This is a genomic window from Cellvibrio chitinivorans, assembly GCF_035117775.1.
Taxonomy (GTDB): Bacteria; Pseudomonadota; Gammaproteobacteria; order Pseudomonadales; family Cellvibrionaceae; genus Cellvibrio; species Cellvibrio chitinivorans.
The window spans coordinates 1-19454 of sequence record NZ_JAYKKN010000003.1; the positions used below are offsets into that span (position 1 = coordinate 1).

Consider the following 19454-nt stretch of genomic DNA (forward strand, 5'->3'; position numbering starts at 1 on the left):
TTAGTGTTGGACGATGGAGTAAAAGTGGCTGTCCAAGTCACACCACCATCCGATGAACTCACTGTGCTCAGCGAACCATTGGCAATGCTTACATCAGCGTTGGTAAATCCAGTCACTGCTTCCGAGAAAGTAAAAGTAACCAGACTGGTTTCACCCGCAGCCAATGCCGTATCTGTCACCACAATTGTTACTGTTGGACGCTGGGTATCAATCGCGTAATTGTTGGAATCTGTTGTGCCCGTACCCGCATTGCCCGCAGCATCGGTTACACCGGTGTTATCGAGAGTGATGGCATTGGTCGCCGCATTAGCGCCAGCAGTAGGAGTAAACGTTGCCGTCCAAGTCACACCACCATCCGCTGAACTCACCGCACTTAAGGAACCATTAGCGATGCTTAAATCGGCGTTGGTAAACCCTGTTACTGCTTCAGAAAAGGTGAAGGTAACTAAACTGGTTTCGCCTATCGCCAAGGCACTATCCGCCATCACAATGGTTGCAGTGGGACGTTGGGTATCGATAGCGTAATTGTTGGAATTTGTAGTGCCTGTTCCCGCATTACCCGCTGTATTTATTACACCAGTGTTATCCAAAGTGATGACATTGGTTGCGCTGGTAATACTGGCAGACGGTGTAAATGTTGCTGTCCAGGTAATACCGCCGTCAGATGAGCTAACTGTGCTCAGCGAACCATTGGCGATGATTAAATCGGCGTTATCAAACCCTGTTACTGCCTCAGAGAAAGTGAACGTCACCAAACTGGTTTCACCAACAGCCAATGCAGTATCGGCGACCACAACACTCACTACGCTTGGAATCTGGGTATTGATCGCAAAGTTATTGGAGTCCGTTGTTCCTGCACCCGCATTTCCTGCTGCATCCGTTACACCGGTGTTATCCACTGTGATGAGATTGGTTGCAGTATTAGTGTTGGACGATGGAGTAAAAGTGGCTGTCCAAGTCACACCACCATCCGATGAACTCACTGTGCTCAGCGAACCATTGGCAATGCTTACATCAGCGTTGGTAAATCCAGTCACTGCTTCCGAGAAAGTAAAAGTAACCAGACTGGTTTCACCCGCAGCCAATGCCGTATCTGTCACCACAATTGTTACTGTTGGACGCTGGGTATCAATCGCGTAATTGTTGGAATCTGTTGTGCCCGTACCCGCATTGCCCGCAGCATCGGTTACACCGGTGTTATCGAGAGTGATGGCATTGGTCGCCGCATTAGCGCCAGCAGTAGGAGTAAACGTTGCCGTCCAAGTCACACCACCATCCGCTGAACTCACCGCACTTAAGGAACCATTAGCGATGCTTAAATCGGCGTTGGTAAACCCTGTTACTGCTTCAGAAAAGGTGAAGGTAACTAAACTCGCTTCACCAATCGCCAAGGCACTATCCGCCATCACAATAGTTGCGGTGGGGCGCTGGGTATCGATAGCGTAGTTGTTGGAGCTTGTAGTTCCTGTGCCTGCATTACCCGCTGTATTTACTACGCCAGTGTTATCCAAAGTGATGACGTTGGTTGCGCTGGTAATACTGGCAGACGGCGTAAATGTTGCTGTCCAGGTAATACCGCCGTCCAATGAGCTAACCGCACTCAATGAGCCATTCGCAATGGTTAGATCGGCATTGGTAAACCCTGTTACTGCCTCCGAGAAAGTGAAGGTCACCAAACTGGTTTCACCAACAGCTAATGCTGTATCGGCAACCACAATACTCACTACGCTTGGAATCTGGGTATTGATCGCGTAATTATCGGAGCTAGTTGTACCCGCCCCTGAATTACCTGCTGTATCTGTCACACCAGTGTTGTTCAATGAGATGACATTAGTTGAAGCGTTGGTACTCGCAGAAGGAGTAAAAGTTGCTGTCCAAGTTATGCCGCCATCAGATGAACTCACTGCACTCAGTGAACCATTTGCAATGGTTAAATCGGCATTGGTAAAACCTGTCACTACCTCAGAGAAGGTAATAGTAACCAGACTGGTTTCACCAGCAGACAATGCGGTGTCTGCCATTACAATCGTTGCCGTTGGGCGCAGAGTATCAACCACATAATTATTGGAGTCAGTTGTACCTGTACCCGTATTACCCGTTGTATCTGTTACACCGGTGTTATCGAGAGTGATGGCATTGATCGCTGCATTAGCGCCGGCAATCGGAGTGAAAGTTGCTGTCCAAGTCACGCCGCCATCCGCTGAACTCACCGTACTCAATGAACCATTGGTGATGGTTAGATAGACGTTGGTAAATCCGGTCACGGCTTCAGAGAATGTGAAGGTAACCAAACTGGTTTCGCCTATCGCCAAAGCACTATCTGCCATCACAATGGTTGCAGTGGGGCGTTGGGTATCAACGGCAATAGACAATTGAGTGGCGGCAGTATTGTCATCACCACCGGCATTGGTAAAAGTAGCGGCAGCCACATCAATAGTGGCCATTGCAGTACTATTTGCAGTTGGAGTGAACGTTGCAGTATAACTGGTTCCGCTCCCTGCAAAATTTGATAAAACCCCACCAGTTACACTGATATCTCCTGCCACAAAATCACTGCTTGCTTCGCTCAAGGTGAACGTCAGTATCGCCGTTTCACCAGCTTTCACACTGGACTTATCACTAGCAATACTAACGGTCAGCGGAAGACCAGCATTTAATAGCACGCGCGTTTCTATATCAGCGCCGGTGGTTTTACCGGTAATTGAATCCACCCAAGCAACTGCAAAGCGCGCATCACTTAAACTTGTCACGACAGCATAGTTTTGATCCCCATAACGCAACTCATTAACTTGAAACTCGGTTGCATCAAGAGCTGTTCCATCAGCAGCAAATCGACGCCCATGAACACTTAATCCACTTCCATCAAGATCTGCTACATTCCATACAACAACAAAACTACCGTCAGATAAAGTGCTAACCTGAGGCCCACCTAAAGTACCAGTCTCGCTATTAACAGTAATTACAGAAGAAGTGGCTGTACCAGTATTGTCGTAGATCTGCGCATAAATCGATTGCGAGTCACCGCTACTCCACACTAATACAAACCCAGCCCCCACTGGAGCAATAGCCGGCACTTCCCATGTATCACCAATGAGAGATAACGGGTTTAGCAAAGTCCCATTCAGGCTCAGATAAATGCCTGCATAGCTAACACCATCCACATTTGCTGTCACCTTCTCACCGCCGGACAATATAGCTATAGATGGTGAATAGCCCCAATCTGAACCCAAGGTTTCAGTAACACCAATCTGCACACCCGCATCATTAAAAGCAGCCCGTTTAATTGTGGTGTAATCAGCAAGATTCCATACAACTTCAAAACTATCACCAGCCGCATTCGCTGCAACAGCTATGGCGCTATATTGATCCCATTCGCCAGTAGCTGCGAGCTGTTTAGCACCAACCTGATCACTACTATCCACTATGCGATAGTTAATGTCGTAACTTGAATAGTCCGTATAAACAACAACCCACTTTCCACCTGAAAGCGCAATAGCACTTGGGCGAGATGCATTAGCATCACTGTCCACTGTGATTGCCGCGCCAATAGCCACACCCAGATTGCTAAAACGCTGCGCATAGATTCCGCCATTAGATTCATCAGACCAGACCACGACATAATTACCATTTGTCAAAGTGGCAATAACTGGTTGCCACTGATTTGCTGTATCACTTGATGTGTCATTTACAGCAATGTCCGCAGAAAAATCCAAATCGTAAGATGCACCTTTGACAGTGTATGAGAATGTCTCTGAGTAACCTTGTCCCGCAATCGGCACTCCAGACGAATCGGTTTGATAAATATCGTGATACCTAACGGTAACCGACGTTTGCTGCCCATCAGCAGGCAGTTGGGATGGATCAGATAAAATAAGTTTCGCGGTATTACCGGTTAATGGATTGGAATCCAGAGAAAAAGCACCGGCATGGGTTTGACTATCAATGGACCAATGACCATTAGTCGTCAGACCAGTATCGACCGGAGTAAATGTAGTGATTACTCCATTGACTGGCGCATCACTTACAACAAAACCTGCTGTATTAGAGCTATTAATATCAGTGGGGGCGGCATCTTCTTTTATCGCAAAACCACTCGTACCGTAATCAACCCCACCCGCTGTAAAACCAAATCCAATTCGATCCTCTTGAGCAGATGCAGGTGCTCCCTGGATATTAGTATTTACAAAGCGCCAAAGCTGCCCCGCAGTTGTTTTACGGTCGCTGCTAGATGTATCAGTAACATTATAAGTTGTCCAATTTGCGCCCGAGTCGATGCTGTATTGAAAGTAACCATAGTCCAAATACCAGTTAAAACTTGAGCCTTGGGGAGGCACATTCCAGAATGAAACTTGGGTAATTTGTACAGATCCGTTCACGGTATCCAGCCCCCAAGTCCAGTTATAACTTGCCTCACCTGGACGCACATAAACCGTTGCGCCAGGCCAACCGACAACTTGATTTGGCGCAGCGAAGACGATTTGAGGCGTACTCATTAAAAAAATTGTTGCCAATATGCATATGCGCAAATTGTTTGTAGCGGTAACACAAAACCCGTAAAGCCCAAGAAGTATCAACTTAAGCTGCGACATAAACACCCCAAAACGTCAATTTATTAACTAATTTTTAATTTCGAAAAAAATAAAGACAAACAAGGACAGAAAAATGACAAGCAGAATCATTCATTAAGAAAGAATTTGCTTAAAGACTAGCATTCAAAAAAGAGAAAACAATTCAGCGCGGCATTTTATGAAGCCAACTAAAAACAGCAAGCAAAACCACAAAAATAAAAAAAGAGGAAGGCGATAACCCACCTTCCTCTTTTTATTTACATATAGCTAAAAATTCAGTCGTTACCCAAAAAATTTCTTTTTCTAAAAGTGATAACTACCGATTAGCGAAAATACATTCGTTGTTTGATCATCAAAATAAATCCGGCGCAGGCCAACACCAAATCCGAATTTATCATCTACTGGAATATCCAGTTTTACACCAACTAATACGTCTTCACCTTCGTCTTTATCGACAGCAAATACTTGCTCTTCGATATCGATTTTATTGCGCCAGATAAACACGCCAACTTCAGCGGAAATTTTAATTGGCGCATCCGGCGTGAGCATGATGCCCTGCACTAACGTCAGACCTTCAGCACTGAGTGGATAGCTGGCAGCGAAGTCTTGCGAGAAATCCCCCAAGTCAGTTTCGCCATCGAGTGTTAAATCCACTTTTACATCGCCCAAGTCCAGATAGCCAAGTTCGGTGTACAAATGACGCTCCCACTGCAAACCCAGCGCGAGCTGAAAGCCGGAGCGGCTCGCATCAAAACGATTGATATTGAAGTCGTAACCTGCCGCCGACAAAACAGACGAAAAATCTTCTTTCTCCACACTGCTGGTGACGCCGGCGATATCGGCACGCAGATAAAAGCCTTTGTTCTCGGCCGCTTGGGTATTGACCGAGGCTGCTACCAGCGCAGCCAAGGCAATCCAAACCGGTTTTACACGTTTAAATAACATCAATCCTCCTAACACTAACAACCAAAGTCCGCCCATTGCACCGCCACCTTTGGATTTCACCTCAACCGGTGGTTTTGGTTCTGGTGGTGGCGGCGGCTCAACGACCTCCAGCTCCACACTTACCGCACCTGGGTCGGCAACGGCCGAGTTCACCAAGCCGTCATCGTCGTTCGGGCCGCCATCCTCGATGGTCAATTGCACACACAGATGACCTTCGGTTAAGCCGCTCGTCCATTCAGGGTTGCCCGGTGGTGGGCAATAACCTGGGTTGCCCGGTGCCGAGAAGATGGCGTTGTTGGCATTCTCAATAAAGCTGACCCAACGACCTTCCTGATACTTGCGATAGGTCGCATTGGCGGGAATCGCCGCAGCTTGCGGGATAACAATGCGCACGCTTTGGCCCGGTGTTGGCAGATCGCGAATCACAAAGTCGAAGATGCCCCCCACTGGTTCGAAGGTAGTATCTGCAACCAAGTCGGTCATAGTGCCCAACTCTTCGTCAAGGATTTGTACCCCGCCGGAGTTGCTGCCCAGAGCGAATAAACCAAGACCACAACGCACACCCGGATCACATTCGATCAGGTAGGAGGTTGTAGCACTGCCCTGCTGCGGCACTACGTTGGTGGATGGCATGTTGTCCAGATAATCCGGTATGCCATTGCCAGAAGTGTCGCCATAGCCTTCCGTTAGGTCATCGATACCATCGCCGTCGGTATCCACATCAGCACTCAATACCGGCTGGCTGGCTACTACGCGGAAGTAAAGCTGCACGTTGGCGCTTGCACCACCGGCATCGGTAACGGTGAGTTGCACCTGATGACGACCAGTCAGATTGGCTGGGTCAAACACCAGTGTTGCATCAACCGGATTGCCATCGGTATCGGCCAATACTGAATCGGTCGCAGACCAGTCGAAGCTGTGGGTATCACCGGGGTTCAGGTCAACTACGGTTGCAGTAACCGTCACCGGGCCATCGGTTGGGGTGATATTGGCGGTATTCACACCGTTTTGGCTTAAACGCAAGCTAAGCATTGGCGCGATATTACCTTCGCGGATACTGATGCGATGGGTATTGGCTACACCGGCGTTGAGGCCATCCGCCAAACGTACGATCAGTTCGCTGTCGGACAAACCACTCAAGCTAGCCAGTTGCACCGGCACTACTGCTTTCACCTGCCCTGCGGTCGCGAATTCAACGGTGCCGTTCACCAAATTGTGTTCGCCCGTACCCGCGGTGCTGGCAGCATCTATCTCGTAAGCCACGGTGAATGGATATTCCGGTGCCTTGCCGTTTAGCAGTACATGGAATTCCACCGCACTACCGCGAATCGCGATTTGTGATTTGCTGAACGACACCAGCGGACGGATATCTACGATTTGCGTAGCGCTACCGGTCACATCGGCCGCGTTGGTTGCGTTCCACTTCACTTCATGACGACCGGGCGGCAGTAACAGCGCGTTGTTCACATTTAATCCTTCCGGATTAGTGGTGCAACAGGTATTACCGCTCACACCATCGCTCGCCATAGAGTTCAGCAGTGCATCCACTTCATCTTGCGTTGCAGAAGCACTCAAGCTCAACAACTGACGCAGACTCACCGGCGTATACAACGCGGTTGCATTGATGACGATATCGGCCGGTGCAGTCACTATCGGTTGCAGCGGATCTATGGTGCGGATTACCTCAAGGTTGAACGCTGGCAGGCTCGCACTCAGCACACCATCACTCACAGTGATAATGATGTTGGCAAACACACCTACGTCAGCCTCGGTCGGCGTACCAGTCAGCTCACCGGTGATCGCATCAAACATCGCCCAAGCCGGTTTGTTGCTGATGGTGAAGCTCAATACATCAGCAATATCGAGATCGCTAGCAACAGGTGCGAAGCTGTAGAGCGTATCCATATCGATACTCAGCGTCGGAGTACCGCTGATTACCGGCTCTGCGTTGACGTTAACGACAGTCAAATCGAAGGCGGGCAAGCTCGCTGTATCAACACCATCGCTGACAGTGATGATGATGCCAGTTGTAACCCCTACGTTGGCTTTAACTGGAGTACCAGTCAAGGCGCCAGTTGCAGTGTCGAACGCTGCCCAAGTTGGTTTATTGGTGATGGTGAACGTCAATATCGCATCTGTATCAACATCGCTTGCGGTTGGAACAAAGCTGTAAGCCTCATCCTGATCAACCGAAGTAGCAGGTGTACCGCTGATGACTGGGGCATCATTCACATTGGTGACGGTCAAGTTGAACGGAGCAAGGCTCACATCCACAGTGCCGTCATTCACGGTGATCACGATACCGGTGGTAGTACCTACATCCGCATTGGTTGGCGTACCGGTTAAGGCGCCAGTTGCAGGATCAAACACAGCCCAGCTTGGTTTGTTGGTGATGCTGTAGGTCAGCACATCGCCCACATCAATATCACTTACAGTTGGAGTGAAGCTGTAAGCAACATCCTGATCAACTGAGGTAGTGGGTGTGCCGCTAATGACTGGTGCGTCGTTCACATTGGTGACGGTCAAGCTGAACGGAGCAAGACTCACATCCACAGTGCCGTCATTCACGGTGATCACGATACCGGTGGTAGTACCTACATCCGCATTGGTTGGCGTACCGGTTAAGGCGCCAGTTGCAGGATCAAACACAGCCCAGCTTGGTTTGTTGGTGATGCTGTAGGTCAGCACATCGCCCACATCAATATCACTTACAGTTGGAGTGAAGCTGTAAGCAACATCCTGATCAACTGAGGTAGTTGGTGTGCCGCTAATTACTGGGGCATCGTTCACGTTGGTGACGGTCAGGTTGAACGGAGCAAGGCTCACATCCACAGTGCCGTCATTCACAGTAATCACGATACCAGTGGTAGTGTCTACATCCGCATTGGTTGGCGTACCCGTTAAGGCGCCAGTTGCAGGATCAAATACAGCCCAGCTTGGTTTGTTGGTGATGCTGTAGGTCAACACATCGCCTACATCAATATCACTTGCAGTTGGAGTGAAGCTGTAAGCAACATCCTGATCGACCGAAGTTGTAGGTGTTCCGCTGATTACTGGGGCATCGTTCACGTTGGTGACGGTCAAGTTGAACGGAGCAAGGCTCACATCCACAGTGCCGTCATTCACGGTGATCACGATACCGGTGGTAGTGCCTACATCCGCATTGGTTGGTGTACCCGTTAATGCACCCGTTGCAGGGTCAAACGCAGCCCAGCTGGGTTTATTGGTGATGCTGTAGGTCAATACATCGCCCACATCAATATCACTTGCAGTTGGGGTGAAGCTGTAAGCCACATCCTGATCAACTGAGGTAGCAGGTGTACCGCTGATGACCGGCGCATCGTTCACGTTGGTGACGGTCAGATCAAAGGCCGGACGACTGGCACTCAAGCTGCCATCACTCACGGTGATCACGATACCGGTGGTAGTACCTACATCCGCATTGGTTGGCGTACCCGTTAAGGCACCCGTTGCAGGATCAAACACAGCCCAGCTGGGTTTATTGGTGATGCTGAAAGTCAATACATCACCTACATCAATATCATCGGCAGATGGAGTGAAGCTGTAAGGCGTATCCTGTGCTACCGATGTGGCTGGCAGACCGCCGATGGTTGGCGCGTCATTTACATTAGTCACGGTAATATCGAATGCAGGCAAACTCACGGTTTCAACACCATCATTCACACTGATCACAATGCTTGCAAAAACCCCAACATCAACAGCATTTGGCGCACCGCTTAATTCACCAGTCGACGGATTAAAGCTCGCCCACACAGGTTGATTGGTAATACTGAATACCAGTAGCACGGAGTCCGCATCAGTCACAGATGGGATGTAGCTGTAATTTGCATCCTGAGCAACCAAGAGAGATGGAGAGTTCAAGAAAATCGGCGCGTCATTAGTCGCTGTGACAGTCACGTCTTTGGTGCTTGCAATACTGTCATCAGTACCGTCATTGACAACAAAACTGATGGTGCGAGTTGCAGTTGATGGAGCATCGGATGAATTGGTGTAAGTAACAGCCGCCAGAGCTGCTTGCCACTCAGCAAGAGTTGCGGTAGCACTACTGGATGTCAGCGTCAGAACACCTGTGCCTGCATCGTAGCTGGCAGCGATATTGCCCATAGTCGCGCCGTCATTAGTGAAGGCAAGCACGTCTTCCGCTGTTGCAAAGCCCGTCGTGATACTGACCGTTGCAGATGCCAGAGTCGTATTGTCTGCATCAGTCACAGTGAATCCTGCATCGATAATCACCGGTACTGACGCGACGTTATTACCCTCTACAAAATCGGTTGCATCGGCTGTTGTTGTCACCACTGGCGCACTGTTAACCGCATCGATAGTCACGGTCGAGGCAATATTCGGGTTAAAAGTATCTACACCGCCATTGGCAGTACCGCCGCTGTCTTGTAGCGATGTGATAGTGACGACACGATTAGCGCCGATTGGCGTAATACTGCTGTTGGCGTAAGTAATGCCATTCACGACCGTTTGCGCATCCGCAACAGATACACCTGCAAGCTTGCTTAGCGTTACCGTTGCTGTAGTTGCCACCACAGAGACACTAGCGTTAAACCCGTTAGTTAAGGTTGTGGTCGAGTTGCCATTGGTTAACTGGATATTTGTGCCATCTACAGAGAGAACCTCATCGCTACCGTTTGCCAGATTAGCAACCGTCAGTACCAGTGAATTGATGGATTCACCCGCTTCAACGGTATTGATAAGCGCGCCGCTAAACAGCGCAACAGCAGAACCACCTTCGGTAAAGGTTGGGTTTGCAGCGGTGGCCGTCAGTGTGGGGGCATCATTCGTAGCTGTAACGCCAACAGTCACATTCGCAGCCGTACTGGTTCCGCCATCGCCATCATTAATGGTCACACTCGCTGTACGAGAAGTCGTAGTTGGCTCAGTGGTATTGGTGTTGATGTAAGTCAGGTTACGCACAAGCGCCTGAACACTTGCGGGTGTTGCTGAGCTATTGAGGCTGATAATCAGATTAGTAGAACCAGTACCGCCATTGAGGTTTACAGTACCAATTTGCACACCGCCATAAGTGACATCCGCGCCAGAAAGGCCAATCTGCCCTGCCCCAGTTCCTTGATTGCGAATAGAAAGAACATCTTCCGCATCTACACGGCCACTGGTGATAGCGACAGTCACATTACCACCATTGAAATCGGCCGAGTCGGCATCGATTACGGTTGCATTGCTATTTGCATCCAACAAGATCGCCGTGCTGTCTTCAATAAAGGAGATGGAATCGCCGTTGAGATCGGCAATAACCGGGGCTGTATTGATAGGTGCAATCAGGATGAAATCATTGCCGGTTCCAGCTGCGTAGCTAGCAGTTAACACTGTGCTGTTACCACCCGCCGTCAGCGTACCGCCTTCACTCAGCCCACTAAAGGTGCCGACAATTGCATCAACGCCATCGTTGACGATGATGGTGTAAAAATCCCCCTGCCCAGCGGTGTAATTATGGGTAGCAGACACGGTAGCACCCGCAACACTTACCGTGCCATTGACCAGCAGCCGATCGTACTGAACTCCAGCAGTAGAGCCATTGATTTCCAAGGCCAGCGTGCTGCCAGCGTTCATGCTCAGATTGCCGTTGATGATTAAGGAGCCGGCGCTGTTGCCCGGTGAGAGAGTACCGCCGCTCTGCACGGTGACATTGCCCCCCATAGTGCCGGCGCCGCCCAACAAACTGCCGCTAGCAACCGTGGTACCGCTGGCGGTACTGCCATTAACCAACAGCGCGCCGGCCGAAACCGTGGTGGCACCAGTGAAACTACCTGTCCCACTCAATCCGAGTGAGCCCATGCCAGTTTTACCCAGCCCCCCAACACCAGTGAGCCCACCTACAAGCGTTGCAGTCACATTATTGGGCACTTCAATCACAGCGTTACTTGCACCAATGACAAGATTATTGTCGTAGATACCAGTAGCAGTGATAGCCAGAGTCCCACCATTAATCGTGATATCACCGGAGTTAAGATGACGATCATCACTAACCGACAAAATCCCGCTGGCGACAACAACATTACCTGCCATGAATTGAGAGTTGGCGGTACTGGCCAGAGTTAGCCTTCCTGTACCCGCCTTGGTCAGGGTGTGATTGGAATCGCTCAACTCGATTACGTTATTCAATGCGACATCATTATCGTTCGAGATGGTTGCATTAGCCTGTATGGCAATCACAGACGATACTGTTGTTGTATCCGTAAAAATTAGATTACCGCCACGTAAAACAACTGTGCTCGGCATGTAGGAACCATCAGCGACCAATAAATCCGCTTCGAAAACAGCAATTTCACCAGTCATGTTAGCGTTATTACTGTTGGCGATGGTTAAGTCACCAAGACCCCATTTTGCCAGTCGATATTGCCCGGAAAGCTCACCTGTAAGGCTAGTTGCAGCGGCCAGGTTCAATGTGCCGTCATTAGCTAAAGTAATCGCGTTATCGATTGTGCCAGCGCTTGTCACTGCAAGAGTGCTGTTATTTAACGTGATACCACCAGACCCCAAATTCGCATCATCAGCAATACTTAAAGTGCCTGCACTAACCGTAGTACCTCCGTAGCTGTTGGTACCCGATAAAGTCAGCGTGCCCGAACCTGATTTGGTTAGGTTATTCGTACCGCTAATAGTGCCAGACAAAGTCACCGCTGCTGAGTTGCTGATTGTGGCATTGCCACTCAGGGCAATCGCATTGTCGATAGTGGTAGCACCTGTGATGTCGAGTATGCTGCCACTGGCTATAGAGAGAGCACCTGAACCCAAATTGCTATCACTGCCAATGCTCAACTCACCTGCACTGACCATGGTGGTGCCAGAGTAGCTGTTTGTGTTGTTGGCATTGGTCAGGATCAAGCGGCCCGCACCCGCTTTGATTAAAGCACCTACTCCGGTCAATTCGCTCGCCAGCGTTAATTTATCGTCAGTGCCATTAGTTAAATTAAGGCTACCCATCAGCGTGAAGGTACTGCCAGTAATAGTCGCCTCTCCTAGTGCGTCTGTATCCAAAGTGATGCTCGCTGGCACAGATAGAGGTGCGCCCAGAGTTATAGTGGTGCCGCTCAAGCCCGCCGCAAAATCAACCGTGCCGCCTGCTGTTACATAGGCCAAAGCCTCTCGCAGGGATAAACCACCACCATCGGCTATATCTGTCGCCAGACTGCCATCAATAGTTGCATCCGCACCCGAATCAGCATTGGTAGTTACGGTAACCGGGCCATCGATAGTGACCGCCAAAGCCGCCGATGCACTGCTGACATTGCCTGCCGCATCAGTCGCCGTAGCAGTGATGTTGTGAATGCCATTCACCATAGCGCCTGCGGTATAACTCCAATCACCGGAGCCATCGGCCGTCGTTGTGCCAAGCGTGCCGCTCAATGACGAAATAATTGTCACCGTAGCATTGACTTCGGCAGTGCCGGTAAAGGTGGGAGTATTGTCGCTGGTGACATTGTCAGTATTGGAAGCGCCAGTGTCAGAGGCAGCATCCAAATCTGGTGTGCTTGGTGCGGCAGGCGCATCGCGATCAACTGTGTGCGTGGTGCCGCTGCTATATGCAGCTATGCCATTGCCCGCAGCATCAACAATATTGGTCGAACCATTCAAATTTAATTTGAGCGTGCCAGTACCTGTGATGGCATTGACGGTGACAGTGACACTGGAACCAGAAGCAGCCGAGACGCTGGCAATAGTGCCCGACGCTGAATCTGTAGAGACCAAGGTAAAGTCATCGGTAGAGATATTGCTGACAGATTCATCAAAGGCCACCGCAAAATCCATGCTTGCCGCATTGGCAGCAGGTGAACCAGTAGGTGCGATACTGGTGACACTGGGAGCGGCTGCATCGACTAATATTGAGGTTGTTGACCCCACGCTATTAAGAGTCAGGTTAGCATCATTAGAAGCAGCATCGCGCAAGGTACCGCCATTCGCACTCAAAGTGCCGACAGCAATACCATCTGCATCAGACTCTCCCGCTTGAACGGTGTAACGGAATAATAATGCCCCGGTTCCCGAACCACTTTGATAGGTTGCTTGACGAGTTATCGCGCCAACAGTAATGGATAATTGTGGTGTACCGCCTCCAGTATTGACTGTAACGTTTTCACCGAAGTTAATGGTGAAATCCAAGTTTTGTCCTGCGATATAAGTAGCATTAGCTGGAACAGTCACGGATGTAACTGCTGGCGCAGTTGCATCAACTAATACCGAGGCTGTTGCCCCTACACTATTGAGGGTCAGGTTAGCGTCATTAGAAGCAGCATCGCGCAAGGTACCGCCATTCGCACTCAAAGTGCCGACAGCAATACCATCTGCATCAGACTCTCCAGCTTGAACGGTGTAACGGAATAATAATGCCCCGGTTCCCGAACCACTTTGATAGGTTGCTTGACGAGTTGTCGCACCAACAGTAATGGATAATTGTGGTGTACCGCCTCCGGTATTGACCGTCACATTGTCATTGAAATTAATCGTGAAATCTAAATTCTGGCCTGTGATATAGGTTGCGTTGGCAGGAACACTAACGCTACTCACAGTTGGTGCAACACCATCAATCACTAGGGCTTTATTTGCTCCTAAAGAGTTAGCAGCGCCGGGGCTTGGTAAGGTCAGGGTTGCATTATTGCTGGCCGCATCGCGAATAGTGGCGCCATTCAATGTCAGTGACGTGGACGCAACATAATCTAGGTCAGCGGTGGTATCACCCGCTTGCACTGTGTAGTTGAAAGTCAATGTGCTGGTACCCGACCCGGACGCATAGTTAATTGTGCGATCAGTTGTACCGGTTTCCAGCGTCAACTGCGGTGTACCGCCGCCGGTGTTTACCGTAACGGGTTCGCTGAAGTTGACTTGAATACTAATGACGTCACCTACTTTGTAGGCGCCATCGGCAGTGCTGGAGTTGACAGAGGTTACTGTGGGGGGAGTGGCGTCGGGGGATACGGCTGGGCCAATGTCAATATCATCTATATAGATAGAAACATCAGTAGCGCCATTTTGACGCACAACGCGAATTTCATCCAGATACTGCCAAACGACTCCCGTGACAGTAACCAAAGTGCCGCCGGAACCAAAAGCTCCAGCATTAAAATTTTGAGTGGCTCCCGAAGCTGGGCTGCCATTTAAATACCCCACCAAACGATAATCGGTGCCCGCTGAAGCACCGTTTTCCACCCGAACAGAAATAAATGCAAATTCTTCACCCAGGGTAGCCTTGAATACTGCTGCCGCATTTCCGGTACCTCCCGCAAAATTACCGTTAAGTAATGCGGCTTTATCAGCACCATCATCTGCGAGCGATGTAAAACCCGAATCATTTGTAACATCAACATAAGCATTAATGCTCGTATCTTGGGTACCCGCCGCATTGAGTAAAGTAAATGTCCAGTTATTAATTGTTCTTGGTGCACCTGGAGTCCCAAAGCTCATTGTGCCGCCAACATCACCCAAAGCAACACCATCGAAATTTTCGTCCGTAGGCACCGCCGCATTCACGCTAACCGACACGACCGCCGTAAACATAAAAACTCCAACTAACAGAAAGCTGCGTTGAATTTTGTTTTTCATAAAGTCTAAAGCCTGATAAGCGATACCAAAGAACCAATTCCTGTACATGACAATCCCCAATACCAAATAGATAAGAAACAGGCACAGATCCTTTGTGCCCAGTACAACAACTGCCGATTAATTACGCGAAGGGAAGATCCCCTGTGTGCAAATAATGTAGTTCATCCCCAAATAAGGATTACGCACAGGTACAGCGGCGCCAGCACCCATTGGGGTGACAGTAACGTTGGCATTGAAAGGTTTCAGGGTGGTATCGGCTGCATCGGTACTGTACAGAGTACCGGGGCGACCACCACCGGTGACAGGGCCAAGCACAGTAGTGTCTGATGGGGCTGCGGCCACATTGGTGCTTGCTGCCACAGCGGGTACTGCAACTTGAACAGTTACTTGAGGTGCATGCACGGGCAACTCATTAACGGTCAGATGGACAGATTCAACACCTGATTTTTGCCCCTGTGCCACCGGTGATAAGCCAGGACCAGAACCAACACCAATCGGCGCGCGACCACGCAAATCCGGCAGCGCAAAAGTAGTTCTTCCATCGCCACCATAGACAGTGCCGAGCAAGGAAAACAATGCGGTGTTTGATGAGATGGCGAGCAATTGACCTTCGCAAAATGCCCAACCACGAGGAGCAAAATTACCGGCAAACATGCGAATTTCACCTAAAAACTGATCCATAAATTCTCCTTAATACATTTTATATGTGAGGCTAATACCTCAATTATTGAGATGGGTAATAAATCACCCGGTTAATTCCCTTGTTGGTAAACATGCCCTTTTAGATAATCGCAACCTTGACTACTCCAGTGAGCCTGCCTCCCCTACCACTCCCTTAAAGCAGAGCCGGAGGATAGGACTATCATCGAATCCGATTCTGCTAGCTTAGCCGTTAACATAAAAAAAGCCTAAAAAATATTCAGCTTATAATTTTTTGCATTTTCGATACTAAAGGCTCAGCCAAAAAAGCATATTCACAATGCCTACCTATCGCCATTACACCCAATAACAGCCCTCAGATTTCCACGCTATTAACAGATAACGCCTGCCAACATAAGCGCTCATGAGTTTCACCTTGCAGCACCTCACGAAATCCCAAACTCAAGTACAAGTTTTTAGCGCGCAGGTTGTGCCTATCCACCTGCAAGCTAATACCGCAGCCTTGTGATTCCGCCCAAACCTGCAGAGCTTTTAACAACTGCTGACCTAGCCCCTGACCGCGAGCATGAGGGATCAAACTGATATCCACCAAGTGAACCCAGCCCTCGCCAGGGTTTACCACTAACTTCCCCGCGCATTCCCCCTTAACTTCCACCAGCCAATGCCAAGCCTGAGGAAACTGCTGCGTGTAGAAATGCTGTTGGAGCTGGTATTGCTGCTCGTACAGCATATCCAATTGCGCAGCAGCCAAAGGCAGATAGGCCAGTTGCTCACGGGTAGAGCGAAACAACGCCAGCAAAAAGGAATGATCGGCAGCGATAATGTCGCGCAGCACAAAACCATCGGGTAATTCTGGCAGGTTATGCATGATGTACTTTTCCTGTGTTCATAAAACAAGCCGCAAAAACCTGCTGATAAATCTCACTCAACTCCTGCTCGATTAACAACACATTCTCCTTCGAAAAGGCTGACTGTTTTTCCAGTATATCTTCCATAAACACTTGCTTAGGAACTTTGGAGTTAAACGCCATGCGCTTGCACCAAGGCGACTCACTTGCATTCGCCGTATTGTCACTCACAAGCCGCCAGCGCATTAACAGTTCAGCGATAGTTGCCGCCGTTAAATGTGAATAATCCAACATCAAGCCTTGATGTTGGTGAAACAAGAACGCCTCTAACAAGGCTTGAAGTACGGTTATCCGACCAGCAACTACAGGCATATCAGTGCTGGACAAAAAAAACGGATGCAAATGCGCCAAACTCAAATCCCCAGCCATATGCCTGCCCGGCATTTTTTGATGAGATGCCAATATCTCAACCGGATTGCGCACCAAAAAAATGACCGGCACTTTTGGATATAACTCGCGAATTAACTCCCACTGAAAAATATCCCAGGCATTCCATTTAATAATCATCTGTGGGCGATCGGGAAATGCCGCTGCTTGTAAATCAATAAACGCGCGCAGAGATGTTTTTAGCTCTTCAGTTGATAGCTGCTTATCCAACAATAATTCGGTTAACAAAGGCGATTCAGAAAATACACAGGTGAAATCCAACTCGGAAAGACAACCCGATAACAGCGTTGAACCACAGCGCGACAAATGAAAAATAAATCCGGCGGGTTGTACATCCGCTACTTTTGTTGCCTGCCGATGTACAGCCTCCAACGAAGTGCGCGGCTGAATAATTTGATTGAATAATTTCTGGCAGCAACGAGAAATATATTCGTCTTGAAACGGCTCAGTCGCATGACCAACAGGAATTAGCCAATGCACTTGCTTGCGTTTAGGCTGATAGCGGTGCGGTAGCCAATTACCTGCAAGCACTACTGTGTCGTCTACTGGCATTTGGTTTAGACGATTAATCTCGCCCAGCAATTTTTCATCATCCAATTGCGGGCAATTCCAAAGCTGTTTAATCCGCATCAGCAAGTCACTCAGCGAGTCGGCTTGTTGGCAATGAATAATTTGCTCGTGAGAACCAAGCAACGCACAGTAATCAGTAAAATAATTACTCATCTGCAGCACCGCTCAGGACTTGTTCGTGTAGCCAGTCGTTAGCGACACAATCAATCACCAGATTAATCCTGTCCTCACTGCCACGATTGTAAACTTCGTGAGTTTGATCAGCATTGAAATACCAAAGCTCGCCTGCCGCCATAGGAATTTTTTTATTGTTGACAAGAAAACTTACCGCATCACTTGTATGAATGGGAACATGCAGACGCGCCTCGCCAAATTCGATACTTAATTGATGATCGCGATGGGGTTTAATTTCGGCACCGGTTTTTAAGCGCATCAAGCGCGCGGCTTTAATCGGGCATTGCAATTGATTAAAAACGCTTTGGATTTCCGAGCACTGTGCCATTACCGGTAAGTTTTCCCAGTCATCGCCTTCGGCAATCGCAAAACCTTGCAATATAGAATGGGCATTCAAATGCTGGCGCTGACAACGCAGTGGTAATACATCCCAGCCGCCGCGGTAATCGTTATTATTTACGTGATCGACCCATGAATTAGTTTCCACCGAGACATGCAAAAGAGCATCGACTTCCGCTTGCAAAGCGGTGAGCGATATAGCGCAATTAATCTTTGCGAAAGAAACAATACGCGCAGAAGCAGCGGAATTAGAAGAGCAAACGTTTGAAGGCGCAACAGGATTTTCCATTCACAGGCTCACTATGAGTTAACTGGAAATCCCTTTTGCCCAGTTGAGGTTAAATTTACAAAATCACCATCAGTAAAAATGGCAGACCGATAAATGCGACCAGTGTAGATACTAATACCATGGCTGCAACTTCTTGCGGGTTGTGCCCATAACGCAAAGCCAGCAAATAGTTGAATACTGCTACAGGCATGGCAGATTGCAATAACACGACATTACGCGAAGTACCTGTTAACCCCAAAAACTTACAGGCAGTGAAACCTAACAGCAAACCGCCGCCGATACGAACAAGACTAAAAAACAAACTGCGCTTCCAGAAATGAATTTTTAAAGTGGCGAGTGAAACACCGAGGGCGATGGTCATTAAGGGGATGGCGATACCGCCGAGTAGGTCGAGCGTGTTGGCGAGCCAGCGTGGTAAATCTGTGTCGGTTATTAGCAGCAGGACGGCAATGATCATCGCGTGAATTACCGGCTGCTTAAATATAGAAGCAATACGCGCGCGAATTCCGCCTTCGCTATCGCTGACGATAAGCAAGCCTACTGTGAAAGTCGCGACCATCATCACCATAAATGAACCCAGCGCGAGCGCGAGGCCGGTTTGACCGAAGGCGAATAAACACAGAGGCAAACCCATGTTGCCGTTGTTGGGGAATACCAGCGGCGGCAGATAGGTGGCAATTTCCAATTTCATCCAGCGCAACAGCAGCCAGCCGAAAATGCCCATCGCACTCATCACGATTGCAGTTGCCAAAGCCACCTGCCCCATGACTTGCGGGTCTATATCGACTTTTGCCATAGCGCTGATGATTAAACAGGGTGTACCGATGTTCATCACAATGCGCGAGATAAAATCCGCAGGAAATTCGGAGCCGGTTTTGCCCCAGATAAATCCGGCGCTCACGGAAATCACAATCGGGGCGAGAATGGCGAGCAGTTCGCTCAACATAAGGAGGTTCCAAGGATCAACTACAGGAAGCGCGCATCTTACTGGCACCCGCCGCTTGGCGATAGCTGACACCCGAAAAACAC

At 49.2% G+C, this 19454-nt stretch carries 7 protein-coding genes; all 7 read right to left on the reverse strand.

Translation table 11 applies throughout. From position 1 onward, the window contains the following. A partial coding sequence (locus SPL68_RS09905; protein WP_323814971.1) for an Ig-like domain-containing protein occupies nt 1-4493 on the reverse strand: 4493 nt, incomplete at its 3' end. A 378-nt stretch (nt 4494-4871) separates the two neighbouring features. Next, nucleotides 4872-15053: a putative Ig domain-containing protein gene (locus SPL68_RS09910; protein WP_323814972.1), complete on the reverse strand. Its 10182-nt coding sequence runs from the start codon at nt 15051-15053 to the stop codon at nt 4872-4874. Nucleotides 15054-15215: 162 nt separating this feature from the next. Next, nucleotides 15216-15779 carry a phage tail protein gene (locus tag SPL68_RS09915; protein ID WP_323814973.1) on the reverse strand — a complete coding sequence of 188 codons (564 nt, stop codon included), beginning with the start codon at nt 15777-15779 and terminating at the stop codon, nt 15216-15218. A 334-nt stretch (nt 15780-16113) separates the two neighbouring features. Further along, on the reverse strand, nt 16114-16626 hold the full coding sequence (locus SPL68_RS09920) for a GNAT family N-acetyltransferase (protein WP_323814974.1): 513 nt from the start codon (nt 16624-16626) through the stop codon (nt 16114-16116). After that, nucleotides 16619-17776 (reverse strand): sulfotransferase family protein, encoded by a 1158-nt coding sequence (locus SPL68_RS09925; RefSeq protein ID WP_323814975.1) that lies wholly within the window; start codon nt 17774-17776, stop codon nt 16619-16621. The genes SPL68_RS09920 and SPL68_RS09925 overlap by 8 nt, the downstream gene beginning before the upstream one ends. Then, the gene (locus SPL68_RS09930) at nt 17769-18425 is read right to left on the reverse strand and encodes an aspartyl/asparaginyl beta-hydroxylase domain-containing protein (protein WP_323814976.1); all 657 of its coding nucleotides are present in this window, start codon (nt 18423-18425) and stop codon (nt 17769-17771) included. The genes SPL68_RS09925 and SPL68_RS09930 overlap by 8 nt, the downstream gene beginning before the upstream one ends. A gap of 55 nt (nt 18426-18480) precedes the next feature. Further along, nucleotides 18481-19371, reverse strand: coding sequence for an AEC family transporter (locus SPL68_RS09935; protein WP_323814977.1), 891 nt, complete (start codon nt 19369-19371; stop codon nt 18481-18483). Nucleotides 19372-19454 lie beyond the last annotated feature (83 nt).

Coding starts and splice junctions, on each gene's coding strand:
- SPL68_RS09930 (WP_323814976.1), bottom strand. CDS start 18,425: ATGGAAAATCCTGTTGCGCCTTCAAACGTTTGCTCTTCTAATTCCGCT.
- SPL68_RS09910 (WP_323814972.1), bottom strand. CDS start 15,053: ATGTTTACGGCGGTCGTGTCGGTTAGCGTGAATGCGGCGGTGCCTACG.
- SPL68_RS09915 (WP_323814973.1), bottom strand. CDS start 15,779: ATGGATCAGTTTTTAGGTGAAATTCGCATGTTTGCCGGTAATTTTGCT.
- SPL68_RS09935 (WP_323814977.1), bottom strand. CDS start 19,371: ATGTTGAGCGAACTGCTCGCCATTCTCGCCCCGATTGTGATTTCCGTG.
- SPL68_RS09920 (WP_323814974.1), bottom strand. CDS start 16,626: ATGCATAACCTGCCAGAATTACCCGATGGTTTTGTGCTGCGCGACATT.
- SPL68_RS09925 (WP_323814975.1), bottom strand. CDS start 17,776: ATGAGTAATTATTTTACTGATTACTGTGCGTTGCTTGGTTCTCACGAG.